Below are 26,910 nucleotides of genomic sequence, written 5' to 3'. Positions count from 1 at the left end.
GATGCCATGAAGCAGAGTGTGCTGACCCGCTACCGGGCCATGGCGTATGTCACGGGCGTCCTTCTGGTGCTGCTGACCGCCGGTGTGATCGCCAAGTACGTGCTCGACATCTCGGGTGCGGCCGGCTTCACGACCGCGGTGGGCATCGCGCACGGCTGGCTGTACGTGGTCTACCTGGTCTTCGCCTTCGACCTGGGCACCAAGGCCAAGTGGCCGGTCGGCAAGCTGGCCTGGGTCCTGCTGGCCGGGGTGGTCCCGACCGCCGCCTTCTTCGTCGAGCGCACGGTGTCGCGCGAGGTCGCGCCGCTGATCGCCGCTCCGGAGCCGGTGAACGCCTGAGCAGGGCTTTCGAGAGCGCCCCTTCCCTGACCGGGGAGGGGCGCCTTTCTTTGTTCTCCGGCTTTCCCGGGGCCGCCGTCGACAACTACTAGGACGTCCGAGTAAATTAGTAGGACGTCCTAATAGCTGTGCCGCCCGGTGCCGTGGCGGCCGTACGGAGCGGAGTTCGGCCTATGGACGCCGAGGAGATCGAGCGCGGACGGCAGCGCTGGCAGCAGCGGTACGACAAGGCCCGCAAGCGGGACGCGGACTTCACCACCCTCTCCGGCGACGAGGTCGAGCCGGTCTACGGCCCCGCCCCCGGGCAGCCCGTCGAGGGCTTCGAGCGGATCGGCTGGCCGGGCGAGTACCCCTTCACCCGCGGCCTGCACCCCACCGGCTACCGCGGCCGCACCTGGACCATCCGCCAGTTCGCCGGCTTCGGCAACGCGCAGCAGACCAACGAGCGCTACCGGATGATCCTGGACGCGGGCGGCGGCGGCCTCTCGGTCGCCTTCGACATGCCCACCCTGATGGGCTACGACTCGGACGACCCCAAGTCGCTCGGTGAGGTCGGCCACTGCGGCGTCGCGATCGACTCGGCCGCCGACATGGAGGTGCTGTTCGACGGCATCCCGCTCGGCGACGTCACCACCTCGATGACGATCAGCGGCCCGGCCGTCCCGATCTTCTGCATGTACATCGTGGCCGCCGAGCGCCAGGGCGTGGACCCGGCGGTGCTCAACGGCACCCTGCAGACGGACATCTTCAAGGAGTACATCGCCCAGAAGGAGTGGCTCTTCGCCCCCGAGCCGCACCTGCGCCTGATCGGCGACCTGATGGAGCACTGCGCCAAGGGCATCCCGGCGTACAAGCCGCTGTCCGTCTCCGGCTACCACATCCGCGAGGCCGGGGCGACGGCCGCGCAGGAGCTGGCGTACACCCTCGCGGACGGCTTCGCCTACGTCGAGCTGGGCCTGTCCCGCGGCCTGGACGTGGACGTCTTCGCGCCCGGCCTGTCCTTCTTCTTCGACGCCCACCTGGACTTCTTCGAGGAGATCGCCAAGTTCCGCGCCGCGCGCCGGATCTGGGCCCGCTGGATGCGCGACCGCTTCGGCGCGAAGACCGACAAGGCGCAGTGGCTGCGCTTCCACACCCAGACCGCGGGCGTCTCGCTCACCGCGCAGCAGCCGTACAACAACGTGGTGCGCACCGCCGTCGAGGCGCTCTCCGCGGTGCTCGGCGGCACCAACTCGCTGCACACCAACGCGCTGGACGAGACCCTGGCGCTGCCCTCCGAGCAGGCCGCCGAGATCGCGCTGCGCACCCAGCAGGTGCTGATGGAGGAGACCGGCGTAACCAACGTGGCCGACCCGCTGGGCGGTTCCTGGTACGTCGAGGCGCTGACCGACCGGATCGAGCAGCAGGCCGAGGCGATCTTCCAGAGGATCCTGGACAAGGGCCGGGAGGACCACGAGATCGGCCCGATCACCTCCGGCATCCTGCGCGGGATCGAGGAGGGCTGGTTCACCGGCGAGATCGCCGAGGCGGCCTTCCAGTACCAGCAGGCGGTGGAGAAGGGCGAGAAGCGCGTGGTCGGCGTCAACTGCCACCCGCGCAGCGTCACCCCGGACCTGGAGATCCTGCGGGTCAGCCACGAGGTCGAGCGCGAGCAGGTGCGGGTGCTGGGTGAGCGCAAGGCGGCCCGGGACGACGCGGCGGTGCGGGCCGGGCTGGACGCCATGCTGGCGGCGGCGCGCTCGGGCGAGTCGATGATCCCGCCCATGCTGGACGCCGTGCGCGCCGAGGCGACCCTGGGCGAGATCTGCAACGCGCTGCGGCAGGAGTGGGGGACGTACCGGGAGAACGCGGCGTTCTGACCTCCTGAACTTCGAAGCCGCCGTACGGACTTCCGTACGGCGGCTCCGCCGTGCCCGGAAGTCCTCAGCCCGTGGTGAGCGGTCCGAGCAGCAGGTCGGTGAAGCGGCGGGTCCACTCGGGGGTGATCGGCTCGCCGCTGACCAGGACGCGGTGTTCGACCGTGCCCGCGATGGTGTCGAAGATGATGTCGACCTCCTCGCGGGCCGATCCGGCGTCGGTGTCCTCCTCGAGTTCGCCGCGCGCCTGGGCGGCCGCCCGGCCCTGCCGGACCAGCCGCTTCTGGGGGTCCACGATCGCCTCGCGGATCCGGCGGCGCAGCTGCGGGTCGCGGGTGCCCTCGGCGAACAGGGCGAGCAGTGCGGTCTGGGTCTCCGGGCGGGCCAGCAGGTCGGCGAACTGGGCCACCACGGCCTCGATGTCGGCCCGCAGGCTGCCGAGGTCGGGCATCACGAGTTCGTCGAAGAGGCTGGCGACGGCGTCCACCACGAGCTCGTTCTTGGAGGGCCAGCGGCGGTAGAGCGTGGTCTTGGCGACCCCGGCCCGGCTGGCGACGTGGCCCATGGTCAGTCCGCCCCAGCCCAGTTCGGCGAGGGCCTCGCGGGTGGCGTCGAGGATCGCGCGGTCGGCGGCGGCGCTGCGCGGCCGACCCTTGGTCCGGGACGCGTTCGCGCCCTCCTGGGCCGTGCTGCCCCGGTCTGGGCTGCCCGGGACCGTGCGGTCCGGGCTCGCGGAGGGCTGGGCGGCCGGCACCGGATCTCCTTGCGATTTACTGGTAAGTAACTTGGGTGGGGCTGGTAACGGTAGCGACTGTTCGCCGATTCGGGCAGCCGGGCGGCCCGGGAAAGTGGGGCAGCTCACGTCCCCGAACCGCCGGTGGGGCTTGCGGCCGGGCCACCGGCTCCAGTTACGCTACGACCTGTAGCGAAAGCAGTGACAACCAGGCGCCGGACCCGTGGGACGGGGACGGCGCGGGCGCGGGTGGGGATCCGCGCCGAACGGTTCAGGCTACCGGGGGAGGGGCGCACCGTCCGGGATCCCGCGCCGCGCAGCCCGCGCGGGGCGACTTTCCGGAGGTTGGTGCCCGCGAGCAGCGCGGACGGGGGAGGATGGTGCCATGCAGCCACGGAATTCGCGTCTCAACAGCGCCGCCCTGCGCGGTGCGGTCGACCTCGCCGCAGTGAAGGCGGCCGGTGAGGCCGCCCAGAAGGCCGAGCAGGCCCGGGCCGAGCGGGCCCGCCAGGCGGCCGCCGCCGAAGCGGACGGAGTCGCCCCCCAGTCCGCCTACCAGCTCGTCATCGACGTCACCGAGGACACCTTCGAGACCGAGGTCGTCCAGCGCTCCACCGAGGTGCCGGTCGTCATCGACTTCTGGGCCGCGTGGTGCGGGCCCTGCAAGCAGCTCAGCCCGGTCCTGGAGGGCCTGGCCGAGGAGTACGCCGGCGCCTTCGTGCTCGCCAAGATCGACGTGGACGCCAACCCGCTGATCGCCCAGCAGTTCGGCATCCAGGGCATCCCGGCCGTGATGGCCGTGGTGGCCGGCCAGCTGGTGCCGCTGTTCCAGGGCGCGGAGAGCGCCGCGAACGTCCGCAAGGTGCTGGACCAGCTGATCCTGGTCGCCGAGCAGCGCTTCGGCATCTCCGGCGGCGCGGTCGCCCCGGGCGGGGCCGCGGAGGCCGCCGTCCCGCAGCGCCCGGAGGACCCGGCGCTGGCCGCCGCGCACGACGCGCTGGACGCCGGTGACCTGGGCGGCGCCATCCAGGCCTACCGGAACGTGCTGGCCGACCAGCCGAACAACACCGAGGCCAAGCTGGGCCTGGCTCAGGCCGAGCTGCTCAGGCGGGTCGAGGGCCTGGACCTGCAGGCGGTCCGGGTGGCGGCCGCCGCCGACCCGAAGGACGTCGAGGTCCAGCTGCAGGCGGCCGACCTGGACCTGGTGGGCGGTCACGTCGAGGACGCCTTCGGGCGCCTGGTGGACACCGTCGGCCGGACCTTCGGCGAGGACCGGGACACCGCCCGGCTGCGCCTGCTGGAGCTGTTCGAGGTGATCGGCCCGGAGGACCCGCGGGTCGTCGCGGCCCGAGCGGCGCTGGCCCGCGTGCTGTTCTGAGCCCCGCGTGCCGTTCTGAGCGGTACGGCTGGCGGGTCCTGGCACCGAGTGCCTGGCACGTCGGGTGACCTGCGGTGTCGCCGGGGGATTTGGCGACAATCCGGTCAACCGGACAGAGGTTTACCAAATCTTGATTTCACCCGTGGGTGGTCACGTTGAGTGACCACCCACGGGTGTTTCGCTAGTGTTTCCGGCAAATTTCGTCGCCACGATTCCTTCAAGGCGTCACGCACAGTGCAAATCGCGCCAATTCCATGATCAATGCCACTCCGTGTTGCATTACCCGTCAGTAAGCCACCCCTTGTGCTTCGCCCGGGATTCAAGCACGATCGGCCACGCCCGGTCCCAGACTCCACACCCTCCGACAGCCGGTCGGCCACGCGGAGCGCGGGATCCCCACCGGGTGATCCGCCGGCTCCGGTCGGCGGTAGGGAGGGCAGGGGGGTATCCGCGGTCCCACGGCGGTTCCTGTCCTCGACCGGCCGCGCGGCCCTGCGCGGTCGCTGGTTGTCGCTCGGGGGTGATCGCCGATGTCGTCGGTCCGACCCGTCGTCCCACAAGGACGGCCGGTTCCGGGACGGGAGTGCCGCAGCACGCAGGCCGCTCCCGCGTCCGACGACGCCCAAGGCGCTCTCCGCTACCGAGGACGTAGCTCTCTCCCATCCCAGGCCCCCACCGGCGCGGGACGCGCCGCCGGGGAGCCGGAGATGTACGTCCTAGAAGGAGGACTCGCATGTCCAAGGCCTACGGCAAGACCCGCTGGAAGCGCTTCGCCCTGGTGATGGTGCCGAGCGTCGCGGCCACCGCGATGGTCGGCGTCTCGATCGCCAACAGCGCGCTCGCCGCCTCGTTCAGCATTTCCGGCCAGCAGTTCAAGGTCAGCACCGACCAGCTGCACGGCACCAACTTCGCCCAGTTCGGCTCGGTCGACATCGAGGCGAACGGCAAGCCGCACCCGGTCGCGGTCTCGGCCTTCGACCACGCCACCATCAACAACCTGTGCCAGTCGGTGGTGACCGACCTGTCCGCGTTCGGCCTGGGCAAGATCACCCTCCAGCTGCACGCCGGCACCGACTCCGCCAAGCCGGTCGAGGCCTCGAACCTGCTGATCGACCTGGAGCAGCTGAAGGCGGACGCGACCTTCACCGACATCAACATCGGTCAGGACGCCTCCACCCTCTCCGGCACGGCCACCCAGGGCTGGGCCCCGCACGCGGGCGTGACCAAGGCGGGCGGCGGCGCCGGTCTGCCGACCGGTCCGACCGGCTTCGCCCAGTCGGCCAAGGTCGCCGACCTGAGCGGCGTTCAGCAGACCGCGCGGGCCACCTCGGCCGGCACCTTCAAGCTGAACGGCCTGAGCCTCGCGCTGAAGAGCGGCGACGGCGCGGGCAACGAGTGCTTCTGAGCCCCGTCTGACGGCACGCCGACCGGCGTGCCCGGGTGACGGGTCCAACTGCGGCCGGGGGGCGGCGGATCACCGCTGCTCCTCGGCCACCCCCCTTTTTTTGTTCCAACCTCGTAGCGACGTCGAGGAGTTGCACCATGTCCAGCGCAACGGTCGAGACGCGACCCGGCCATCAGAACCCCATCGGGTGGCTCTGGCGGCACTGGCGTGACTTCCGCCGCACCAGGCCCTACTGGGGCGGCAAGCTGGCCATGATCGCCGGCATCCCGATCCTCTACTTCCCGTACGCGCACCTCACGTTCGGCGGGCTGACCATCGCGATGTCCACCACGGCCGGCGCCGGGTCGCTGATCATCGGGGTGCTGATGATCATCCTCGGTCTGACCGCCTGGTTCCAGCCCGCCGTACGGGTCTTCGCCGGCATCGCGACCATCCTGCTGACGCTGGTCTCGATCCCGGTCTCCAACCTCGCGGGCTTCGGCCTGTCCCTGCTGCCGGGTCTGATCGGCGGCGGGCTGATGGTCTCCTGGGCGCCGCTGCCGGAGCCGGTCGCCGAGCCCGCCGACGGGCGGCGCGGGCGCCGGGCCAGGCAGGCGGAGAACCCCGTCGCGCAGCGCGTCGCCACCGGGACCGCTGAAGGTGCCAAGGCTTCCGAGGCCACCGAGCCGGCCGCCGCCGAGACCGCTGGGCCCGAGAGCGCCAAGACCGAGGCGGTCGAGGCGCCCACCGCCAAGCTGCCCGCCCAGGCCGCGCCCAAGGAGCCGGCCGCCGAGCCCGCCGCCGAGGCCGCCGTCCCGCAGCAGGGCACCGCCGCGGAGCAGGAGGAGGCGCGGTGACCGGGCCGGCCGAGCAAGCGGAGGGCACGGCCGGCCCCGCGCAGCGCTCCGGCCGGCACGCGGCGCCACGCACGCCGGTGCGGGTGAGACTGAGAGGTCGCGCCCTGGCGATGGCCGCGGTGCCGACCGCGCTGCTGATGGCCGCGGCCTACACGCCCAACCCGGCGGTCGCCGAGTCCGCGGCGGGCAAGCCCTGCGGCAACGCGCCGGTCGCCGTTCCGGACGTGGCGCCGATCGAGACGCCCGTCCCCAAGAGCGAGCTGCCCGCGCCACCGCCCGCGCCGTCCGGTACGCCCGGTACGGCGTCGACGGGGGCGCCCGCGACCGGCCCCGGGTCGGTGCCGACCACCGTGCCGACCCAGGTGCCGACCACGGCCCCGACCACCGCGCCGGTGAAGCCGCCGGCCGCCGGCACCGCCACCACCCCGCCCGTCGTCCGCTCCGCCGCCACCGGCGGTTCGGGCACGGTGAGCGCCGTGTACCAGGGCACCGGGAACGGGACGGCCACCGCGAGCCAGGCCGGACTGATCGACGACATCGTCGGCGGCATCAACCACCTGCTGGACCCGGGGAGTTCGGCGAGCTCGACGCCGACCGCGACACCCAGTGCCACCCCCCAGGCCCCGGCCGCCCCGGCCCCGCGGGTCGGCACCCCGGCGCAGCCCGCCCAGCCGCAGGCCCCGGCCGCCGGCACCGGGCAGGCCGCGACCCAGTCCTCGGGCGGTCAGTCCGCGGGGGCCCAGCCCTCGGCGGGGCAGCCCTCGCCGGCCGCCACCGCCTCCGGCGGGAAGTCGAGCGCCAAGGCGGCCCCGTCGGCGGACGCCCCGGCGACCCCGGCGGCCACCGCGACCCCGTCCGCCTCGCCCACCGCGAATCCCAACTGCGACGTGGACGCCCGCAACCTGACCGCCGGCAAGGCCTCCTCCGAGCAGGTCGTGCCGCAGCAGAACTGGACGCTGCAGACCAGCCGGCTGGGCCTGCACGGCGCGGCCTTCCACGGCGTCTACGACGTGAGGACCCCGACCGGCACCAAGCGGGTGCTGAAGTTCGTGGTCGACAGCGTGGACATCGAGAACCTCGACATGTCGACCCTGGAGGGCAACGGCGTCACCTTCCACGTCCAGGGCGCCCCGGGCTCGACCTCGACCATGCGCAACGGCCAGGTCACCATGTACGTGGAACGGCTTTCCGGCCACCTGTCCAAGGTGCTCGGCCTGCCGATCCCGATCGACCTGGGCGAGATCACCCTCACCCCGGACACCCTGCCGCGCTGGCTGTACGACCTGATCGGCTCCGTCCCGATCCCGCTGGACCTGGAGCTGACCGGCGTGACCGCCAAGCAGGCCGGCCAGTTCGGCGGCACCCTGCACATCCCCGGGATGCACCTGTTCAACGACAACGCGCCCTACAGCGACAAATAGCGGACGCCACGACGCCGATGGGGCGGCCCTCCCGTGAAGGAGGGCCGCCCCACCGGCGTTCGTACGGTCCTACCGGGGCGTCACTCGCCGTGGCTGCCCAGGCGGTGCACCTGCACCAGGTTGGTGGTGCCGGGGACGCCGACCGGGACACCGGCGGTGACGATCACGGTGTCGCCCTCGCCCAGCTCGCCCATCCGCAGCAGCTCGCGGTCGACCTGCGCGACCATCGCGTCGGTGGTGGCCACCTGCTCGGTGACGTACGACTCGACGCCCCAGCTCAGCGAGAGCTGGTTGCGGGTGGCCGCGTCCGGGGTGAACGCGATCACCGGGATCGGCGAGCGGTAGCGGGACAGCCGGCGCGCGGTGTCACCGGACTTGGTGAACGCGACCAGCGCCTTGCCGTTCAGGAAGTCGCCCAGCTCGCAGGCGGCGCGGGCGACCGAGCCGCCCTGGGTGCGCGGCTTGCGGCCGGGGTTGAGCGGCTGCAGGCCCTGGGAGACGAGCTCCTCCTCGGCCTTCTCGCAGATCCGGCTCATGGTGCGGACGGTCTCGACCGGGTACTTGCCGACGCTGGACTCGGCGGAGAGCATCACCGCGTCGGTGCCGTCCAGGATGGCGTTGGCGACGTCGGAGACCTCGGCGCGGGTCGGGCGCGAGGCGTGGATCATCGACTCCATCATCTGGGTGGCGACGATGACCGGCTTGGCGTTGCGGCGGGCCAGGGTGATCAGCTGCTTCTGGACCAGCGGCACCCGCTCCAGCGGGTACTCGACGGCCAGGTCGCCGCGGGCGACCATGATGGCGTCGAAGGCGAGGACGATCTCCTCCATGGCCTCGACGGCCTGCGGCTTCTCGATCTTGGCGATGACCGGCACCCGGATGCCGACCTCGTCCATGACCTCGTGGACGTCCTTGATGTCGGCCGCGTTGCGGACGAAGGACAGGGCGACCATGTCGACGCCCAGGCGCAGCGCGAAGCGCAGGTCCTCCTTGTCCTTCTCGGACAGGGCGGGCACGTTCACGGCCGCGCCGGGCAGGTTGATGCCCTTGTTGTTCGAGAGCACGCCGCCCTCGACCACCACGGTCTTCACCCGCGGGCCGTCGACGCTGACGACCTCCAGGGCGATGACGCCGTCGTTGATCAGGATCGGGTCGCCGGGCTTCACGTCGCCGGGCAGGCCCTTGTAGGTGGTGCCGCAGATGTGCTGGTCACCGGGGACGTCCTCGGTGGTGATGGTGAACTCGTCGCCGTTGTCGACGGTCACCGGGCCGTTGGCGAAGGTCGCCAGACGGATCTTGGGACCCTGGAGGTCGGCCAGGACGCCGATGGCCTTGCCGGTGTCCTCCGAGACCTGGCGGACCTTTCGGTACCGCTCCTCGTGGTCCGCGTGGTTGCCGTGGCTCATGTTCAGTCGGGCGACGTTCATGCCCGCCTCGACGATGGCCTTCAGCTGTTCGTAGGAGTCCGTCGCCGGACCCAGGGTGCAGACAATTTTCGCTCGGCGCATATGGGTCAGTCTATCCGTTCGTGTTATAGGTGCATTCGGCACGGATCGGGAGGAATCGCCGACGAAGAATTCCGAGGAGTGAGACGATTTCGTGTCAGTCCTCGGACGACCCGGCCTCCCGGTGCACCAGGGCGAAGGCCTGTCGGGCGATCTCCAGCTCCTCGTCGGTGGGCACCACCGCGACCGCCACCCGGGAGTACGCGGGCGAGATGATCCGGGCCTCGCCGGAGCGCACCGAGTTCAGCTCCGGGTCCACGGCGATGCCCAGCTCCTCCAGTCCTGCGGTGGCCGCCGCGCGCACCGGCGCCGCGTTCTCCCCGACGCCCGCGGTGAACGCGATCGCGTCCACCCGGCCGAGCACCGCGTAGTAGCCGCCGATGTACTTGCGCAGCCGGTGGACGTAGCTGTCGAAGGCGAGCCGCGCGTCCGCGTCCCCCTCCTCGGCGCGGCGCATGATCTCGCGCATGTCGTTCTCGCCGCACAGGCCGCGCAGGCCGCTGCGGCGGTTGAGCAGGTCGTCGATCTCGTCGACGGACAGCCCGCCGACCCGGTGCAGGTGGAACACCACGCCGGCGTCGATGTCACCCGAACGAGTGCCCATGACCAGGCCCTCCAGCGGGGTCAGGCCCATCGAGGTGTCCACGCAGCGGCCGCCGCTGACCGCCGAGGCGGAGGCGCCGTTGCCCAGGTGCAGCACGATCACGTTGACCTCGGCCGGGTCCTTGCCGAGCAGCCGGGCGGTCGCCCGGGAGACGTACTGGTGCGAGGTGCCGTGGAAGCCGTAGCGGCGCACCCGGTGCTCGTCGGCGACGGCCTTGTCGATCGCGTACCGGGCCGAGTACTCGGGCATCGAGGCGTGGAAGGCGGTGTCGAACACGGCCACCTGCGGCAGGTCCGGCCGCAGCGCGCGGGCCACCTCGATGCCGGTGATGTTGGCCGGGTTGTGCAGCGGCGCGACCGGGATCAGCCGGCGGATCTCCTTCAGCACCTCGTCGGTGATCACGGTCGGCTCGGTGAACCGCTTGCCGCCGTGCACCACCCGGTGGCCGATCGCGGCCAGGTCGGGGGAGTCCAGCCCGAGCCCGTCCGCGGCCAGCTCCTCGGCGACGGCCTTCAGCGCGGCGAAGTGGTCCGGGAAGACCTGCCGCAGCTCGCGCCGCCCGCCGGCCCGCGGGGTGTGCGCCAGTCGGCCGGCGGACTCACCGATCCGCTCGACCAGCCCGGCGGCCAGCCGGGCGCCGTCCAGCATGTCGATCAGCTGGTACTTCACCGACGAGGAGCCGGCGTTGAGAACGAGAACGCGCGTCCCTTCACTCATGCGCCCACCTCGCTGCGCTCGGCGGTCGTTTCGCGAAACGCGCACCCGTTGATCGTTCTCCCCCAGCCTTCGGCCGGGGGGACCCCCATGCTTCGCTCGCTCACGCCTTCGGCTCCTTGTCGTCCTGGGACTGGATGGCGGTGATCGCGACGGTGTTGACGATGTCCTCCACCAGCGCCCCGCGCGAGAGGTCGTTGACGGGCTTGCGCAGCCCCTGCAGCACCGGGCCCACCGCGACCGCGCCGGCCGAGCGCTGGACCGCCTTGTAGGTGTTGTTGCCGGTGTTGAGGTCCGGGAAGATCAGCACGGTCGCCCGCCCGGCCACCGGCGAGCCCGGCAGCTTGGTGGCGGCGACGTGCTCGTCCACCGCCGCGTCGTACTGGATCGGGCCCTCGACCAGGATGTCCGGCCGCAGCTCGCGGACGATCTCGGTGGCCTTGCGGACCTTGTCGACGTCCGCGCCCGAGCCGGAGGTGCCGGTCGAGTAGGAGAGCATCGCGACCCGCGGCTCCACCCCGAACTGGGCGGCGGTGGCGGCGGACTGGATCGCGATGTCGGCCAGCTGCTGGGCGTCCGGGTCCGGGTTGACCGCGCAGTCGCCGTACACCAGCACCTTGTCGGCCAGGCACATGAAGAAGACGGAGGAGACGATCGAGGCGCCCGGCGAGGTCTTGATCACCTCGAAGGCGGGCCGGATGGTCGCCGCGGTGGAGTGCACCGCGCCGGAGACCATGCCGTCGGCGATGCCCTCCTGGACCATCAGGGTGCCGAAGTAGGAGACGTCGGTGACCACGTCCAGGGCCAGCTCGACGGTCATCCCCTTGTGGGCGCGCAGCCGGGCGTACAGCTCGGCGAACTGGCGGCGCAGCGGGCTGGTGGCCGGGTCGACGATCCGGACCTGGGCGCGGTCGGCGCCCGGCTGTCCCCCAGCCTGGCGGCCGGGAGGTGCCCCCACCTGCGGCAGGTCGATGCCCAGGGTCGCGGCCTTGCGGCGCACCGCGTCGACCTCGCCGAGCAGGGTGAGGTCGCAGATGTTGCGGCGCAGCAGGATCTCGGCCGCGCGCAGCACCCGCTCCTCGGCGCCCTCTGGCAGCACCACGTGCCGGCGGTCGGCCCGGGCGCGCTCCAGCAGCTCGTGCTCGAACATCATCGGGGTGACCCGCTCGGACCGGCCGACCTCGATCCGGTTGGTCAACTCGGCGGTGTCGACGTGCAGTTCGAAAAGGCCGAGGGCGATCTCGGCCTTCCGGGGGCTGGCCGCGGTGAGCTTGCCCTCCAGGTGGGTCAGGGTGGCGGCGGTGGGCCAGCTGCCCTCGGGGACGAACGCGACCGGGGTGCCGGGGGCGAGCCGGGCGGCGAGCGCCATGACGTTCGGGCCGGGGTGCTGGCCGAGGGTCAGCAGCACGCCGGCGATCGGCGGGGCGCCGGCCGCGTGCGCGGCCAGCGAGCCGATCACCAGGTCGGCGCGGTCCCCGGGGGTGACGACCAGGGCGCCCTCGGTCAGCGCGTCCAGGAAGGTGGGCAGCATGGCGCCGCCGAAGACGAAGCCGCGCACGTCCCGGCCCAGGCCGGCCGCGTCGCCGAGCAGCACCTCGGCGCCGGTCGCCTCGACCAGCTGGGCGACGGTCGGCGCGGCCAGGGCCGGCTCCTCCGGGATGACGTAGGCGGGGATCGGCAGCTTCTCGGTGAGCGCGCGCTGGATCCGCTGCTTGGCGCCCGGGGCGACCCGGTTGGCGATCATCGCCAGGGTCTCGCAGCCGAGGTCGGTGTACGCCCGGTGGGCGTTGCGCACCTCGGCGATCACGGCCTCCGGCTCCTTGCCCTGCCCGCCGAGCACCGGCAGCACGGCGGCGCCGAACTCGTTGGCGAGGCGGGCGTTGAAGGCCAGCTCGTCCGGGATGTTGGTGTCCGCGAAGTCGGTGCCGAGCACCAGCACCGCCTCGCAGCGCCGCTCCACCGCGCGGAACCGGTCGACCAGGGCGGAGACCAGCTCGTCCTGCCCCTGGGCGGCCTGCAGCGCGGCGGCCTCCTCGTAGGTGAGCCCGTACAGCTCCGAGCTCGGCAGGTCGATCCGGTACCGCCCGCGCAGCAGCTCCACCACGTGGTCCGACCCCGCCTCGCCGGGCGCGGCCGCGTGCACCAGCGGACGGAACACCCCGACCCGGTCCACCTGGCGGGTGAGCAGTTCCATGACCCCGAGCTCGACCGCCTGCCGGCCGTCCCCCCGGTCGATCCCGGTCACGTACACGCTGCGCGCCACGCGGATGTCTCCGTCCCGTCGTCTCGGAAGGTGGTCATATCGACCATACCTTCACAGCCCGCACACCCGTCCGCGAACAGGGGGCCGCCGGGAAGGCAAGGGACCAACGGCCTGGACTGGGATCTGCGTCGACGCATGCCCTTGATGTACCTACGTGATGTAGTTACATTGGCTGGTATGGAGACCATGGGACTGCGTGAACTGAACCAGAACCCGTCGAAGGCGGTCGCGCGGGTCCGGGCCGGTGCGACGATCGTCGTGACCGACCGCGGGCGGCCTGTGATGAGACTCGTGCCGGAGACCGAACCGGAGTCGACCCTCGAACGCATGGTCGCGGCCGGCGAGGTCACCCCGCCCGCCGAGCAGGGCATGCCCGAGCTCGCCCTCGACCTGCTGCCGGACGTCGGCAGCCTGTCGGACCTCCTGATCGAAGAGCGGAACCGGGAGCGCGACCGTTGATCTACCTCGACTCGTGTGCGCTGCTGAAGTTCATCAAGCCGGAGCCGGAGACGGCCGCGCTGCGTGCCTGGCGGGAGGCGCTTCCCGACGGCACCGAGCTGATCACCAGCGAACTGGCCCGGCTGGAGATCACCCGAACGCTGCTCCGCGCGGGCCTGTCGCACCAGCTCGTCCCGTACCACGTCGACCAAGCGCTTCGGGGCGCCTACCAGGTCGATCTCAGCAGCGCGGTGCTCGCCAGGGCCCTCGCCTACCGCACCCCGCGGCTGGGATCGCTGGACGCACTCCACCTCGCCAGCGCGGAGCCGTTTCGCGCCGAGCTCACCGACTTCGTCACCTACGACCGCGAGCTCGCCAGGGCCGCCGAGGAGCTCGGGTTCCCGGTCACGGCCCCCCGGTGAGCGCCCGCCCGGGGTCGGGCGGGCGCTCCGGGCCGGTCAGGCCGGGCGGAGCCAGAGGGTGGCGAGCGGGGGGAGGACGAGTTCGGCGGAGCGGGGCTGGCCGTTCCAGTCGACGGGTTCGGACTTGATCGGGTCGGAGTTGCCGATGCCGCTGCCCCCGTAGGTTTCGGCGTCGGTGTTCAGCAGTTCCTCCCAGAGCTGCTCGCGGCCGCCGAGGTCGGGCAGGCCGACCCGGTGGCCGTGGCGGACGACGGGGGAGAAGTTGCAGACGGCGACCAGGGGGGTGCCGTCGGCGGCGTGGCGGACGTAGGAGAGCAGGTTGTCGTCGGCGGCGCCGCCGTCCAGCCAGCGGAAGCCGTCCGGGGTGGTGTCGAGTTCCCAGAGGGCGGGGGTGGCGCGGTAGGTCCGGTTGAGGTCGCGGACCAGGCGGCGCACGCCCAGGTGCTCCTCACGGGCCGGCCACTGCTCGTCGAGCACCCACCACTGCGGGCCGTGTTCGTGGTCCCATTCCGCGCCCTGGGCGAACTCCTGCCCCATGAACAGCAGTTGCTTGCCCGGGTGGGACCACATGAAGCCCAGGTAGGCGCGGTGGTTGGCGCGCTGCTGCCACCAGTCGCCGGGCATCTTGGCGACCAGGGCCTGCTTGCCGTGGACCACCTCGTCGTGCGAGATCGGCAGGATGTAGTTCTCGGAGTAGGCGTACACCATCGAGAAGGTGATCTCGTTGTGGTGGTACTTGCGGTGCACCGGCTCCTTGGACATGTAGACCAGCGAGTCGTGCATCCAGCCCATGTTCCACTTCAGTCCGAAGCCGAGCCCGCCGGCGTCGGTGGGGCGGGTGACGCCGTCCCAGGCGGTGGACTCCTCGGCGATGGTGATCACGCCCGGGCAGCGCCGGTAGACGGTGGCGTTCATCTCCTGCAGGAAGGAGGCCGCGTCCAGGTTCTCCCGGCCGCCGTACTGGTTGGGCGTCCAGCCGCCGCCCTCGCGGGAGTAGTCGAGGTAGAGCATCGAGGCGACGGCGTCGACCCGCAGGCCGTCGATGTGGAACTCCTCGCACCAGTAGACGGCGTTGGCGACCAGGAAGTTGCGCACCTCGGTGCGGCCGTAGTCGAACTCCAGCGTGCCCCAGTCGGGGTGTTCGGCGCGCCGCGGGTCGGCCGGTTCGTACAGCGGCTCGCCGTCGAAGCGGGCGAGCGCGAAGTCGTCCTTGGGGAAGTGGGCGGGCACCCAGTCGACGATCACGCCGATGCCGTGCCGGTGCAGGGTGTCGACCAGGTACCGGAAGTCGTCCGGGGAGCCCAGCCGGGCGGTGGGGGCGTAGTAGCCGGAGACCTGGTAGCCCCAGGAACCGCCGAAGGGGTGCTCCATGACCGGCATGAACTCCACGTGGGTGAAGTTCAACTCCTGGAGGTAGCGCGGCAGTTCCTCGGCGATGGCGCGGTAGGAGGTGAGGTCGGGCCGCCAGGAGGCCAGGTGCAGCTCGTACACCGACATCGGCGCGCGGTGGTGCGCGGTACGGGCCCGGCGGGCCATCCATTCGCCGTCCTGCCACTGGTGGTCCGAGGAGGTGACCACCGAGGCGGTGCCGGGCGGGCACTGGGCGGCGCGGGCCAGCGGGTCGGCCTTGTCGAGCACCCAGCCCTGCCGGGTGTGGATCTCGTACTTGTACGTGGTGCCCTCGGCGAGGCCGGGGACGAACAGTTCCCAGATGCCGGAGGAGCCGAGCGAGCGCATCGGGTGGCCGGTGCCGTCCCAGTGGTTGAAGTCGCCGATCAGCCGCACCCCGACGGCGTTGGGCGCCCAGACCGCGAAGGCGGTGCCGGTGACGCCGTCGACGGTGCGCACGTGCGAGCCGAGCGCCTGCCACAGCTGTTCGTGCCGGCCTTCGGAGATCAGGTGCAGGTCGAGCTCGCCGAGGGTGGGCGGGGTGCGGTAGCCGTCGTGCTGGCGCAGCGGCTCGCCGCCGGGGTAGCTCACCAGCAGGGTGTAGTCCGGGAGTTCGCCGCCCACCAGCAGGCCCGTGAACAACCCGCCCTGCTGGTGGGTGAGTTCGGCCGGGCCCTGGGCGGTTTCCACCACCACCCGCTCGGCGAACGGGCGCAGCACCCGGATCGCCGTCCCGCCGTGCACCGGGTGCGCGCCGAGCAGCGCGTGCGGGTCGTGGTGCTGCCCGCTCACCAGCCGGTCCACCTCGGCCGGCGGCAGCGGTGCCTCGGGCAGGCGCAGGGCGCCGAGGGGGGTGTCCGCCGGAACTCCCGGAGCCGGCGCACCGGAAGGCGCTTCGGACTCGGGCACGTCGGACTCCCAGGACGAGTCGGCCGCCCGGGGCTCGTCGGACTTCCGGGGCGTGACGGACTCCTGGGCCTCGGCCCGTTGGGAGGCGTCGGCCAGGAAGGTGGCCTGAACGGGGCGGGTGGGGCGGCCGGTCGGGTCGAGCGACGTCACGGCGTGGTCCTCCAGCGGCGGGGTGGGCGAACTCGTGTCGGGGCAGCGGGACTGCGGGACTGCGGAACAGCAGGAGTGCGGGACAGCGGGCGGGACGGTCAGACGGACAGGGCGAGCCGGTTGATCGCGGCCAGCGGGATCGGCAGCCAGCTGGGCCGGTGCCGGGCCTCGTACACCACCTCGTAGACCGCCTTGTCGATCTCCAGCGCCCGCATCAGCTCCGGCGAGGCCGCCGGGTCGGCGCCGCCCCCGGCGGTGTAGCCGGCGCAGAAGGCGGTGCGGTTGCGCTGGGCCCAGGCGGCGGCGAGGTGGGCGAGCTCCGGGTCGACCGGGCCGCCGGCCAGCAGGTGGGCGGCCGCGTAGTCGAAGGAGCGCAGCATCGCGGCGACGTCGCGCAGGGCCGGCTGCGGCTCGCGGCGCTCGGTGACGGACTTGGCGGGCTCGCCCTCGAAGTCCAGCAGCACCCAGCCGTGCGGGGTGCGCATGGCCTGCCCGAGGTGGAGGTCACCGTGGATGCGCTGGACCGGCAGGCCGTCCGGGTGGGCGTCGGCGAGCTGCTGGAAGGCGGTGCGCAGGGCGGCCCGGAAGCGGAGCAGTCCGGGGACGGCGGCGACCGCGCTGTCCAGCCGGTCGGCCATCGCGGTGGCGAGCCGGCCGGTCTGGGCGCGGTCGAGCCGGGCGACCGGCATCGAGCGGGCGAGCACCCGGTGCACCTCGGCGGTGGCCCGGCCGAGCCGGTGCGCCTCGATCGCGAAGTTGCCGGGGGAGCGGTCGCCCTTGAGCCGGCCGACCTGGTCGAGGGCGAGCTCCCAGCCGTCCTCGGCGTCCGGCAGGTAGCGCTGGAGCAGTCCGAGGGTGGCGGGTTCGGCGCGTTCCATCCGGCTCTCGAACCAGGCGGCGACCCGGGGGATGCGGGTGGAACCGGCCCGGGAGAGGGCGAGGGAGAGTTCGAGGTCGGGGTTGGTGCCGGGATGGATGCGGCGGAAGAGCTTGAGGATGTACGAGGTGCCGTAGATGACCGAGCTGTTGGACTGTTCGGCGGTCGAGGCGCGGCCGGGGAGGTTGACGGGCAGCCCGGAGCCGGGGGTGCGGCGGAAGGACAGCGAGCCGAACCGGTCGCCGGTGGCGAGGTGTTCCAGCAGCCGCCCGGTGAGCTCGGGGTCGTGGACCGCGTCGTAGAGGGCGGCGCCGTCGTACGGGCCCTGGCTGAGCAGGCCGAGCACGGCGCCGGGTTCGATGCCCGCGGGGCCCTGGGAGCGGATGCCGAGCAGGAGTTGGTAGGTGTCGCCGTGCGGCAGGCCGGCCGTGGTGGCGTGCTCGACCCGCAGCAGCAGGTGCAGCAGGGCCGGGTCGCCGACCTGCAGCGGGGTTCCGACCATCGGGACGAGCCCGGTGATGGGCCGTCCCTTCCCGGCGTACCAGCGCTGGGTGGGGAGCCACTCGGCGATCAGCGGCAGGGCCGCCTGGACGAGCTCGCTGACCCCCAGGGCGGTTCTCCGGGGCCCGGTGCTCCGCGCGCCCGGGTGCGCGGCGGAGCCGGCCGGGGCGTCGTGCTGCACATGGGCTTGAGAACGGGAGGTTTCGGACATGACTCCCTTTCCCCGGAAGCACGCGGACGCCCGACGGGTCGTGGCCGGGGTCCGAGTCTTCCGGATTTCGGCGGCGCGGCGGTCGCGGCACGCGAGCACGGCTCGGGTGTCACGCCTTCGTGTGGGTAGCCGTTGGGCTGTTCTCCGTACGCGGTGGTGCAGAGAACTCCGGGGGCGCGGGGTTCAACTCGCGCCCCCGGAGGGTCTGGTGGTGCTGTGCGGGCCGCGGTGGCGGGTGCGGCGGATCGTTACTTCGACCGCCTGGTCCCGCTCAGGCGCGGGGGCTGCCGGAGCTGGAACCAGTAGAAGCCGTGTCCGGCCAGCGTGAGCAGGTAGGGCCACTCGCCGATCGACGGGAATCGCACCCCGCCGATCAGCTCGACCGGGTACCGCCCGCCGTACTGCCGCAGGTCCAGCTCGGTCGGCTGCGCGAACCGCGAGAAGTTGTTCACGCACATGACCAGGTCCCCCTCGTACTCGCGCACGAAGGCCAGCACGGCGGGGTTGCTGGACGGCAGTTCGGTGTAGGTGCCCAGGCCGAACGCCGGGTTGAGCTTGCGGATCTCGATCATGCGACGCGTCCAGTGCAGCAGCGAACTCGAACTGCTCTGCTGCGCCTCGACGTTGGTCACCTGGTAGCCGTACACCGGGTCCATGATGGGCGGCAGACTGAGCCTGCCCGGGTCGGCGGAGGAGAAACCCGCGTTGCGGTCCGGGGTCCACTGCATCGGCGTGCGCACGCCGTCCCGGTCGCCCAGCCAGATGTTGTCGCCCATGCCGATCTCGTCCCCGTAGTAGAGCACCGGCGAGCCGGGCAGGGAGAGCAGCAGGGCGGTGAACAGCTCGATCTGGTTGCGGTCGTTCTCCAGCAGCGGGGCGAGCCGGCGGCGGATGCCCACGTTGGCGCGCATCCGGGGGTCCTTGGCGTACTCCGCGTACATGTAGTCGCGCTCCTCGTCGGTGACCATCTCCAGGGTCAGCTCGTCGTGGTTGCGCAGGAAGATGCCCCACTGGCAGCCGCCCGGGATCTGCGGGGTCTTGGCGAGGATCTCCGACACCGGGTACCGGGACTCCCGGCGCACCGCCATGAAGATCCGCGGCATCACCGGGAAGTGGAACGCCATGTGGCACTCGTCGCCGCCGGCGGTGAAGTCGCCGAAGTAGTCGACCACGTCCTCCGGCCACTGGTTGGCCTCGGCGAGCAGCACGGTGTCCGGGTAGTCGGCGTCGATCTCCTTGCGGAGCCGCTTGAGGAACTCGTGGGTCTCCGGCAGGTTCTCGCAGTTGGTGCCCTCGCGGGCGAACAGGTACGGCACCGCGTCCAGCCGGAAGCCGTCGATGCCGAGGTCGAGCCAGAACCGGAGCCCGGCGATCATCTCGTCCTGGACCCGGGGGTTGTCGTAGTTGAGGTCCGGCTGGTGAGAGAAGAACCGGTGCCAGTAGTACTGCTTGCGGACCGGGTCGTACGTCCAGTTGGAGGTCTCGGTGTCGACGAAGATGATCCGGGCGTCCGGGTACTGCTTGTCGTCGTCGGCCCACATGTAGAAGTCGCCGTACGGCCCGTCCGGGTCCTCCCGGGAGGCCTGGAACCACGGGTGCTGGTCGCTGGTGTGGTTCATGACGAAGTCGATGATCACGCGCATGCCGCGGGCGTGCGCGGCGTCCACGAACTCCATGAAGTCGGCGAGGTCGCCGAACTCCGGCAGCACCGACTTGTAGTCGGCCACGTCGTACCCGCCGTCGCGCAGCGGCGAGGCGAAGAACGGCGGGAGCCAGAGGCAGTCGACCCCGAGCCACTGGAGGTAGTCGAGTTTGGCCGTGAGCCCCTTGAGGTCCCCGACCCCGTCGCCGTTGCTGTCCTGGAAGGACCGCACCAGCACCTCGTAGAAGACCGCACGTTTGAACCACTCGGGGTCCAGGTTCTTCTTCGAGGTCTCCGGGAAGGTGTCGGGGACGGGCTCGTTCACTGTCACGTGGGGTTCCTCCGAACCGTGAGGAGGTGAGCCGGCTCGGCTGAGGGATCGAGCCGGACGTAGTTGTGCCGGCCCCAGGTGTAGGCGGCGCCGGTGAGCTCGTCGTGCACCGCGTAGGGCCCGTCGCCGTCGAGGGTGACGGTGGCCTCCTGGACGTGGTGCGGGTCGAGGTTGACCACCGTGATCACGTGGTCGGTCAGGCCCTCGGCCGTGGTCGCGGTCTTGGAGTAGGCGAGCACCCGCTCGTTGTCGGTGGGATGGAAGCGCAGGTCGCGCAGCTGCTGCAGGGCTGGGTGGCGCCGGCGCAGCCGGTTCAGCACGGTGAGCAGCGGGGCGAGGGTGTCGGGGCGGGTCCAGTCGCGCGGGCGCAGCTCGTACTTCTCCGAGTGCAGGTACTCCTCGGAGCCCGGGTGGGCCGGCTCGTTCTCGTACAGCTCGTAGCCGGCGTAGACGCCGTAGCTGGGGGAGAGGGTGGCGGCGAGCACCGCGCGGATCGCGAAGGCGGCGCGGCCGCCCTGCTGGAGGAAGGCGTGCAGGATGTCCGGGGTGTTGGCGAAGAAGTTGGGGCGCATGTAGGCCGCTGCGTCGCCGGTGAGTTCGGTGAGGTACTCGGTGAGTTCGTTCTTGGTGTTGCGCCAGGTGAAGTACGTGTACGACTGGTGGAAACCGATCTTCGCGAGGGTGTGCACCATCGCGGGGCGGGTGAAGGCCTCCGCCAGGAACACGACATCGGGGTCGGTGCGGGCGATGTCGGAGAGCACCTGCTCCCAGAACACCACCGGTTTGGTGTGGGGGTTGTCGACCCGGAAGATCCTGACGCCGTGGGACATCCAGAACCGGAGGATCCGGACGGTTTCCTTGACGATTCCGTCCATGTCCTGATCGAAGTTGATCGGATAGATGTCCTGGTACTTCTTCGGCGGGTTCTCGGCGTACGCGATGGTCCCGTCGGCGCGGTGGCTGAACCATTCCGGGTGCTTGTTCACCCACGGGTGGTCCGGGGAGCACTGGAGGGCGAAGTCCAGCGCCACCTCCAGGTGCAGCGCCGTGGCCTCGGCGACGAAGTGGTCGAAGTCCTCGATGGTGCCGAGGTCGGGGTGGATCGCGTCGTGGCCGCCCTCCGGCGAGCCGATCGCCCAGGGTGAGCCGACGTCGTGCGGACCGGCCGTCAGGGTGTTGTCCGGGCCCTTGCGGAAGGCTCGTCCGATCGGGTGGACCGGCGGCAGGTAGACCACGTCGAAGTCCATCGCGGCGATCGCCGGCAGCCGCTCGGCGGCGCTGCGCAGGGTGCCCGAACGAGGCGGCTCGACCCCGTTCGGGTCCACCACCGCACCCTCCGAGCGCGGGAAGAACTCGTACCAGGAGCCGAACAGCGCGCGCTCGCGGTCCACCTGCAGCGGCAGCGGACGGGAGGCGGTGAGCAGTTCGCGCAGCGGGTACCGGGCCAGCAGGTCCAGCACCTCGGGGGCGAGCGCGGCGGCCAGCCGGGACAGCGGCGGCAGCCCCGGGTCGCGCAGCGCCTCCGCGGCGGCCAGCACGTGCGCCCGGCCCTCCTTCTTCGGCACCCCGGCGGCGGCCTGCTCCAGCAGCCGGGCGCCCTCCTCCAGGACCAGCGCGGTGTCGATCCCGGCCGGCAGCTTCACCGCGGCCGTCCTGCGCCAGGTGGCGACCGGGTCGCTCCACGCCTCCACCAGGTACGACCAGCGGCCGGGCGCGGTGGGGGTGACGTGCGCGCCCCAGCGGTCGGTGCCCTCGGCGAGCTCGCGCATCGGCGTCCACGGGCCGCTGCGGCCGCGCGGGTCGCGCAGCACCACGTTGGCGTTGACGACGTCGTGGCCCTCGCGGAAGACGGTCGCCGTGACCAGGAAGGTCTCGCCGACCACGGCCTTGGCCGGGCGGCGGCCGGCGTCGATCTGGGGGCTGACGTCCAGGACGGGGATGCGGCCGATCACGATGTCGCTCTCTGTCGTCTTGCGGGCGGAGGGCTTGGTGGCGGTCTTGGCGGTGCTGCTGCTCTTCGTGGTGCTGCTCTTGGCGGTACTGCTCTTGGCCGGGGTCTTGCTCGCGGTCTTGCTCGCGGCGCGCTTGCGGGCGGACGACTCGGCGGCGGGCGCGGGCTCCCCGGGGTCGCCGACCCGGCGGGTGGTGGCCGCCGCGGTGGTGCGGCGCGTGGTGGTGGTGCGCCGGCGCGGTGTCGCCGTCCGGCCCTCGTCGGCCCCGGGTTGTCGGGCCGCTGCGGCGGGCTGGGCTGTGGCGGGCGGTGCTGCGGGGGCCTGTGCGGTGGAGGCCTGGGCTTCGGAGGATTCGGTACGGACCGCTCCGGAAACCCGGGGCGACGGCATCGCCGGGTCTGTCCGAGTGTCAGAATCCATCCGTCCGGCGGATTCCGCGACCGCTGCGTCGACGGTGTCGGCCATCGGTGTGGACTGGTCCCGTGTGTCGCCGTGCATGCCAAACTCCTGCCCGAGATCAGCGGCAGCTCCCGCGGGCCGGGGGGGACGGGCCAGGGGAGTGCCGGGAGGACTGCTGGGTCGGGTGGACGTGCGACCGGAAGCCTGCCCGCGCCGCCGTCCCCGGCAACCTGCCCGGCGCCCGCCGAACCGGTGGCGGGACGCCCCGGAACCCGTGCGCGTCCCGGCGCACGCCTCCGGGGGCACGCCCCTGGGCGGCCCGGTCGACCCGTGAACGAGCCGACCCCGCGCGAGGACACGCACCGGTCTGCGGTGAACGCCGAACGAGCTACGGGAGATGGGGAACGGTCAACGCGAAAAGGATTCGGACGTGCTGCTTCACGGGGGACGCCACCCGTCGTCGTCGTTCCCGCAGCACCAACGACCTCCGGTCATCCTCGCACCGGCAACCGGGTTTTCGCAGCGGTACGACAGTAGTTCCGGGTTTTCTCCGGACCAGGTGAGCAGCCGGAAATCGATCCGTTCCACGGAGTTCACGCATTGGTAGCGCGGCACCCCGTAATGCGCGCCTCGCGCGCCCCCCGTGCAGACCAATGCGCCGAATGCGATCTCATCAATAGGCCGAACGGATGCCCAATAGTCCACTTGACCCGTTGTCAGGACGATCGTCGAGGCTACGCTTCACGCCTGTGAAGGCAATCCGCAGATTCACCGTCCGCACCGTCCTGCCCGAACAACTCCAGCCGTTGCACGAGCTGGCCCTCAACCTGCGCTGGTCCTGGCACCCCGAGACCAGGGACCTCTTCCGGTCCGTGGACCCGGAGGTCTGGGCCGCGACCGGCGAGGACCCGGTGCGGCTGCTCGGAGAGGTCCCGGCCGCCCGGCTCGCCGCGCTCGCCGCCGACCGGCGGTTCCTGCGCAGACTCGGCGACCTCGCCGACGACCTGCGCGACTACCTCACCGGCCCGCGCTGGTACCAGACCCAGCAGGAGGACGGCGCCACCCCGCCGCCCGCCGCCATCGCCTACTTCTCGCCCGAGTACGGCATCGCCGCCGCGCTGCCCCAGTACTCCGGCGGCCTCGGCATCCTGGCCGGCGACCACCTCAAGGCCGCCAGCGACCTCGGCGTCCCGATCATCGGCGTGGGGCTGTTCTACCGGCACGGCTACTTCCGGCAGTCCCTCGACCGGTCCGGCTGGCAGCAGGAGCGCTACCCCCTGCTGGACCCGGACGAACTGGCCGTCAGCCTGCTCCGGGAGGCCGACGGCGCCCCGAGCCGGGTCGACCTCGCCCTGCCCGGCGGCCGCACCCTGGCCGCGCACATCTGGAAGGCCCAGGTCGGGCGGGTCCCGCTGCTGCTGCTCGACTCCGACATCGAGGCCAACTCGCCGGCCGAACGCGACGTCACCGACCGGCTCTACGGAGGCGGCAGCGAGCACCGGCTGCTCCAGGAGATGCTGCTCGGCATCGGCGGCGTCCGGGCCGTGCGCGCCTACTGCCGCCTCACCGGGCACCCCGCCCCCGAGGTGTTCCACACCAACGAGGGCCACGCCGGCTTCCTCGGCGTCGAGCGGATCCGCGAACTGGTCGCCGACCGGGCGGCCGGGCTGGACTTCGCCGCCGCCCTGGAGTCCGTCCGGGCCGGCACCCTGTTCACCACCCACACCCCCGTCCCGGCCGGCATCGACCGCTTCGACCGCGAACTGGTCGCCCGCCACTTCGGCGGCGACGCCGCACTGCCCGGCGTCCCGGTCGAGTCGGTGCTCGCGCTCGGCGCCGAGACCTGGCGCGGCGGGGACCCGAAGCTCTTCAACATGGCCGCGATGGGCCTGCGGCTCGCCCAGCGCGCCAACGGGGTCTCCACCCTGCACGGCGAGGTCAGCCGCTCGATGTTCAACGGCCTCTGGCCCGGCTTCGACCCCGCCGAGGTGCCGATCACCTCCGTCACCAACGGGGTGCACGCCGCCACCTGGATCGACCCGGCCGTGGTGCGCCTGGGCGCCGCCGAGATCGGCGCCGAACGCGCCGAGGAGGCGATGACCACCGGCGAGTCCCAGCGCTGGACCGGCCTGGAGCGGATCGGCAACACCGAGATCTGGGACCTGCGCCGCAGCCTGCGCGCCCAGCTGGTGGACGAGGCCCGCCGCCGGCTGCGCGCCTCCTGGCACCAGCGCGGGGCCGGCGAGGCCGAGCTCGGCTGGGTCTCCTCGGTGCTCGACCCGGACGTGCTCACCATCGGCTTCGCCCGCCGGGTGCCCTCGTACAAGCGGCTCACCCTGATGCTGCGCGACCCGGACCGGCTGCGCGCCCTGCTGCTGCACCCCACCCGGCCGGTGCAGATCGTGGTCGCCGGCAAGGCCCACCCGGCCGACGACGGCGGCAAGCGGCTGATCCAGCAGATGGTCGCCTTCGCCGACGACCCGACGGTGCGCCACCGGATCGTCTTCCTGCCGGACTACGACATGGCGATGGCCCAGCACCTCTACCCGGGCTGCGACGTCTGGCTGAACAACCCGCTGCGCCCGCTGGAGGCCTGCGGCACCTCCGGGATGAAGGCCGCGCTCAACGGCTGCCTCAACCTGTCCGTCCTGGACGGCTGGTGGGACGAGTGGTACGACGGCCAGAACGGCTGGGCGATCCCCACCGCCGACGAGGGCGACGGCGTGCTCGACCCGGAGAGCAGCGAGGCCGAACGCCGCGATGACATCGAGGCCGCCGCGCTGTACGACCTGATCGAGGAGCAGGTCGCCGGCCGGTTCTACGACCGGGGCAACGACGGGCTGCCGCACCGCTGGATCGCCATGGTCCGGCACACCCTGGTCACCCTCGGGCCCAAGGTGCTCGCCGGGCGCATGGTCCGCGAGTACGTCGAACGGCTGTACACCCCGGCGGCGCTGGCCCAGCGTGAGCTGGCGGTGGAGCTCCCGCCCCGAGCCGAAGGGGGCGCCGGTGCCGAGAGTGACGAGCGAGTGGTGACCGACGAAGGAGGGAGTGCCGGAGGGCGGGGGCACCTCCCAGCCGCCGGGCTGGGGGAGAGCGTCGGCGCCGGGTCCGAGCGCCCGGAGGCGAGCGGGCGAGTCACGGCCGCGCGCGAGCTGGCCGAGTGGAAGGCCAAGGTGCGGGAGGGTTGGCCGGGCGTGCGGGTCGAGCACGTCGAGGCCGACTGCTCGGCCGAGGCCCAGGAGCTGGGCAGCTCGCTGGCGCTGCGGGTGCAGGTCGCGCTCGGCGCGCTGCAGCCGGGCGACGTCGAGGTGCAGGTGGTCTCCGGCCGGGTGGACGAGAGGGACGGCATCTCGGACGCCACGGCGCTCGCCCTCAAGCCGGTCGGCGGCCCGGACCTGGACGGCCGCACCCGCTACGAGGGCTCGCTGGAGCTGGGCCGCACCGGCCCGTTCGGCTACACCGTGCGGGTTTTGCCCGCGCACCCCCGGCTGGCCTCGCCCGCCGAACTGGGACTGGTCGCCCTCCCGGCCGAGTCGGCGGGGATGGACGCGGGGCTGCTGCGCTGAGCCCGCCGAGCGGGTGACTGCCGCCGGATTGCCACGGACGGCAGTCACCCGCTTGCCCTGCGTGTCGTACGGAGGGAGCGTGATGCTCATGATGCGAACCGTCCGCTCGGCCGCCCTAGCCGCGCTCTCCGTGCTCCTCGTGGCGTGGCCGGCGCAGGCCGCCACCACCACCCTCGCGGCGCCACCGGCGACCGCGAAGCTGTCCCTGGAGGTGCGCCCGCCGCAGGACCCGGTGGTCCCGGGCGAGACCGGGATCCTGGAGGTGAAGGTCACCAACGACGGTCCGGCCACCACCACCGACGACACCCTGGTGGTCGTGCACTCACCGCCGCCGGGCGTGGTGAGGTCGGCCGACCCGCCCGTCACCCTGACCTACTTCGGCACCGGCAGCTCCTACAGGATCCCGGCCGGGCTGGCGCCGGGGGCGAGCTCGGCCGAGCGGCTGTCGCTGTTCGTCGCGCCGATCACCGACCCGTTCGTCACGATCAGCGGCGACGTCCAGGTGTTCTACCCCGGTGACCCGGACCAGTCCGGCCGCACCACCCCGTACAGCTTCACCACCGCGGACACCGCGGCCCACTTCGTGGTCGGTGCCTCCTCGGCCTGGGAGAACGGGCACCCCGTGCCGCAGCCGGGCGACCTCACCGGCAAGCCCGGGGCGACCGTCAACCTGCCGCTGTGGGTGTACAACGCCGGTCCCTCGTACTCGCGGCACCCGATCGACGTGTCGATCACCGTGCCGGCGCAGACCACGCCGACCGGCACGACGCCGTACGGCTGCACCGTCGCCTCACCGCGCACGCTGACCTGCCACTACGAGAGCGGGCCGCGCTTCCACGACGCGATCTTCATCGACCCGGCCGTGGTGATCGACTCCTCGACCGTCGCCGGGCAGGTGCTGCCGGGCGGGACGCTGGACGTCGTCGCCGCGCAGGGGGACTGCCCGTCGCCCGACTGGCACACCGACTTCGTGGTGACGGTGGACGGACCGGCCCGGGAGCAGGGGAATGCCCGCCCGGGTGCGTGACGGCGCACCCGGACGGGCACAACTGTGGGGCTTCCAGAC

General features: G+C 72.2%; 18 protein-coding genes. 10 read left to right on the top strand and 8 right to left on the bottom strand.

Annotation, left to right across the window (positions count from 1 at the left end):
• Positions 1-6: 6 nt before the first annotated feature.
• Together O1G21_RS14555 and O1G21_RS14550 are read left to right on the top strand one after the other, a co-directional pair.
• Complete coding sequence (locus O1G21_RS14555) at positions 7-339, top strand: DUF3817 domain-containing protein (RefSeq protein WP_270143959.1); 333 nt, start codon at positions 7-9, stop codon at positions 337-339.
• 173 nt (positions 340-512) lie between these two features.
• Positions 513-2,198, top strand: a complete 1,686-nt coding sequence (locus O1G21_RS14550; RefSeq protein WP_270143958.1) for an acyl-CoA mutase large subunit family protein — start codon at positions 513-515, stop codon at positions 2,196-2,198.
• A 64-nt stretch (positions 2,199-2,262) separates the two neighbouring features.
• Here O1G21_RS14550 and O1G21_RS14545 read toward each other — a convergent pair whose 3' ends face one another.
• Positions 2,263-2,949, bottom strand: a complete 687-nt coding sequence (locus O1G21_RS14545; RefSeq protein ID WP_405000644.1) for a TetR/AcrR family transcriptional regulator — start codon at positions 2,947-2,949, stop codon at positions 2,263-2,265.
• A gap of 364 nt (positions 2,950-3,313) precedes the next feature.
• Here O1G21_RS14545 and O1G21_RS14540 point away from each other — a divergent pair, with 364 nt between their 5' ends.
• From O1G21_RS14540 to O1G21_RS14525, 4 genes are all read left to right on the top strand, one after another.
• On the top strand, positions 3,314-4,306 hold the full coding sequence (locus tag O1G21_RS14540; protein WP_270143957.1) for a tetratricopeptide repeat protein: 993 nt from the start codon (positions 3,314-3,316) through the stop codon (positions 4,304-4,306).
• A 733-nt stretch (positions 4,307-5,039) separates the two neighbouring features.
• A complete protein-coding gene (locus tag O1G21_RS14535) occupies positions 5,040-5,711 on the top strand; it encodes a DUF6230 family protein (RefSeq protein WP_270143955.1) in 672 nt (223 codons plus the stop codon).
• Between the two features lie 137 nt (positions 5,712-5,848).
• Positions 5,849-6,547 carry a DUF6114 domain-containing protein gene (locus tag O1G21_RS14530; RefSeq protein WP_270143953.1) on the top strand — a complete coding sequence of 233 codons (699 nt, stop codon included), beginning with the start codon at positions 5,849-5,851 and terminating at the stop codon, positions 6,545-6,547.
• A gap of 83 nt (positions 6,548-6,630) precedes the next feature.
• The gene (locus tag O1G21_RS14525) at positions 6,631-7,968 is read left to right on the top strand and encodes a hypothetical protein (RefSeq protein WP_270143951.1); all 1,338 of its coding nucleotides are present in this window, start codon (positions 6,631-6,633) and stop codon (positions 7,966-7,968) included.
• 80 nt (positions 7,969-8,048) lie between these two features.
• Here the strand turns inward: O1G21_RS14525 and pyk are convergent, their stop codons facing one another.
• The 3 genes from pyk to pta form a co-directional block, all read right to left on the bottom strand.
• Positions 8,049-9,476 (bottom strand): pyruvate kinase, encoded by a 1,428-nt coding sequence (gene pyk / locus O1G21_RS14520; RefSeq protein ID WP_270143949.1) that lies wholly within the window; start codon positions 9,474-9,476, stop codon positions 8,049-8,051.
• Positions 9,477-9,570: 94 nt separating this feature from the next.
• The gene (locus O1G21_RS14515) at positions 9,571-10,794 is read right to left on the bottom strand and encodes an acetate kinase (protein ID WP_270143947.1); all 1,224 of its coding nucleotides are present in this window, start codon (positions 10,792-10,794) and stop codon (positions 9,571-9,573) included.
• A 100-nt stretch (positions 10,795-10,894) separates the two neighbouring features.
• Positions 10,895-13,054 (bottom strand): phosphate acetyltransferase, encoded by a 2,160-nt coding sequence (gene pta / locus O1G21_RS14510; protein ID WP_270143945.1) that lies wholly within the window; start codon positions 13,052-13,054, stop codon positions 10,895-10,897.
• A gap of 177 nt (positions 13,055-13,231) precedes the next feature.
• On the opposite strand from pta, the gene O1G21_RS14505 reads away from it, so the two are divergent.
• Both O1G21_RS14505 and O1G21_RS14500 read left to right on the top strand, forming a co-directional pair.
• On the top strand, positions 13,232-13,513 hold the full coding sequence (locus O1G21_RS14505) for a type II toxin-antitoxin system Phd/YefM family antitoxin (protein WP_270143943.1): 282 nt from the start codon (positions 13,232-13,234) through the stop codon (positions 13,511-13,513).
• Positions 13,510-13,914: a type II toxin-antitoxin system VapC family toxin gene (locus O1G21_RS14500; protein WP_270143941.1), complete on the top strand. Its 405-nt coding sequence runs from the start codon at positions 13,510-13,512 to the stop codon at positions 13,912-13,914. Before O1G21_RS14505 ends, O1G21_RS14500 begins: the two co-directional genes overlap by 4 nt.
• Positions 13,915-13,950: 36 nt before the next feature.
• Here O1G21_RS14500 and glgB read toward each other — a convergent pair whose 3' ends face one another.
• The 4 genes from glgB to O1G21_RS14480 form a co-directional block, all read right to left on the bottom strand.
• Positions 13,951-16,362, bottom strand: a complete 2,412-nt coding sequence (gene glgB / locus O1G21_RS14495; protein WP_270143939.1) for a 1,4-alpha-glucan branching protein GlgB — start codon at positions 16,360-16,362, stop codon at positions 13,951-13,953.
• 98 nt (positions 16,363-16,460) lie between these two features.
• Positions 16,461-17,951: a maltokinase N-terminal cap-like domain-containing protein gene (locus O1G21_RS14490; RefSeq protein ID WP_270143937.1), complete on the bottom strand. Its 1,491-nt coding sequence runs from the start codon at positions 17,949-17,951 to the stop codon at positions 16,461-16,463.
• Positions 17,952-18,199: 248 nt separating this feature from the next.
• Positions 18,200-19,924, bottom strand: a complete 1,725-nt coding sequence (treS, locus tag O1G21_RS14485; protein ID WP_270143935.1) for a maltose alpha-D-glucosyltransferase — start codon at positions 19,922-19,924, stop codon at positions 18,200-18,202.
• On the bottom strand, positions 19,921-21,876 hold the full coding sequence (locus tag O1G21_RS14480; RefSeq protein ID WP_270150997.1) for an alpha-1,4-glucan--maltose-1-phosphate maltosyltransferase: 1,956 nt from the start codon (positions 21,874-21,876) through the stop codon (positions 19,921-19,923). The genes treS and O1G21_RS14480 overlap by 4 nt, the downstream gene beginning before the upstream one ends.
• Before the next feature lie 1,148 nt (positions 21,877-23,024).
• On the opposite strand from O1G21_RS14480, the gene glgP reads away from it, so the two are divergent.
• Both glgP and O1G21_RS14470 read left to right on the top strand, forming a co-directional pair.
• Complete coding sequence (glgP, locus tag O1G21_RS14475) at positions 23,025-25,844, top strand: alpha-glucan family phosphorylase (RefSeq protein WP_270143933.1); 2,820 nt, start codon at positions 23,025-23,027, stop codon at positions 25,842-25,844.
• 82 nt (positions 25,845-25,926) lie between these two features.
• Positions 25,927-26,871, top strand: coding sequence for a COG1361 family protein (locus tag O1G21_RS14470; protein ID WP_270143931.1), 945 nt, complete (start codon positions 25,927-25,929; stop codon positions 26,869-26,871).
• Positions 26,872-26,910: the final 39 nt, after the last annotated feature.

Origin of the sequence: Kitasatospora cathayae, from assembly GCF_027627435.1 — a bacterium.
Classification (GTDB): Bacteria; Actinomycetota; Actinomycetes; order Streptomycetales; family Streptomycetaceae; genus Kitasatospora; species Kitasatospora cathayae.
Note: the sequence above shows the minus strand (reverse complement) of the source record. Positions and strands in the feature narration are given on the sequence as shown.

Bases quoted from the DNA above. Each gene is read 5' to 3' on its own strand.
- O1G21_RS14555 (WP_270143959.1), top strand. From the start codon at position 7: ATGAAGCAGAGTGTGCTGACCCGCTACCGGGCCATGGCGTATGTCACG.
- O1G21_RS14550 (WP_270143958.1), top strand. From the start codon at position 513: ATGGACGCCGAGGAGATCGAGCGCGGACGGCAGCGCTGGCAGCAGCGG.
- O1G21_RS14540 (WP_270143957.1), top strand. From the start codon at position 3,314: ATGCAGCCACGGAATTCGCGTCTCAACAGCGCCGCCCTGCGCGGTGCG.
- O1G21_RS14535 (WP_270143955.1), top strand. From the start codon at position 5,040: ATGTCCAAGGCCTACGGCAAGACCCGCTGGAAGCGCTTCGCCCTGGTG.
- O1G21_RS14530 (WP_270143953.1), top strand. From the start codon at position 5,849: ATGTCCAGCGCAACGGTCGAGACGCGACCCGGCCATCAGAACCCCATC.
- pyk (WP_270143949.1), bottom strand. From the start codon at position 9,476: ATGCGCCGAGCGAAAATTGTCTGCACCCTGGGTCCGGCGACGGACTCC.
- O1G21_RS14515 (WP_270143947.1), bottom strand. From the start codon at position 10,794: ATGAGTGAAGGGACGCGCGTTCTCGTTCTCAACGCCGGCTCCTCGTCG.
- O1G21_RS14505 (WP_270143943.1), top strand. From the start codon at position 13,232: ATGGAGACCATGGGACTGCGTGAACTGAACCAGAACCCGTCGAAGGCG.
- O1G21_RS14490 (WP_270143937.1), bottom strand. From the start codon at position 17,951: ATGTCCGAAACCTCCCGTTCTCAAGCCCATGTGCAGCACGACGCCCCG.
- O1G21_RS14470 (WP_270143931.1), top strand. From the start codon at position 25,927: ATGCTCATGATGCGAACCGTCCGCTCGGCCGCCCTAGCCGCGCTCTCC.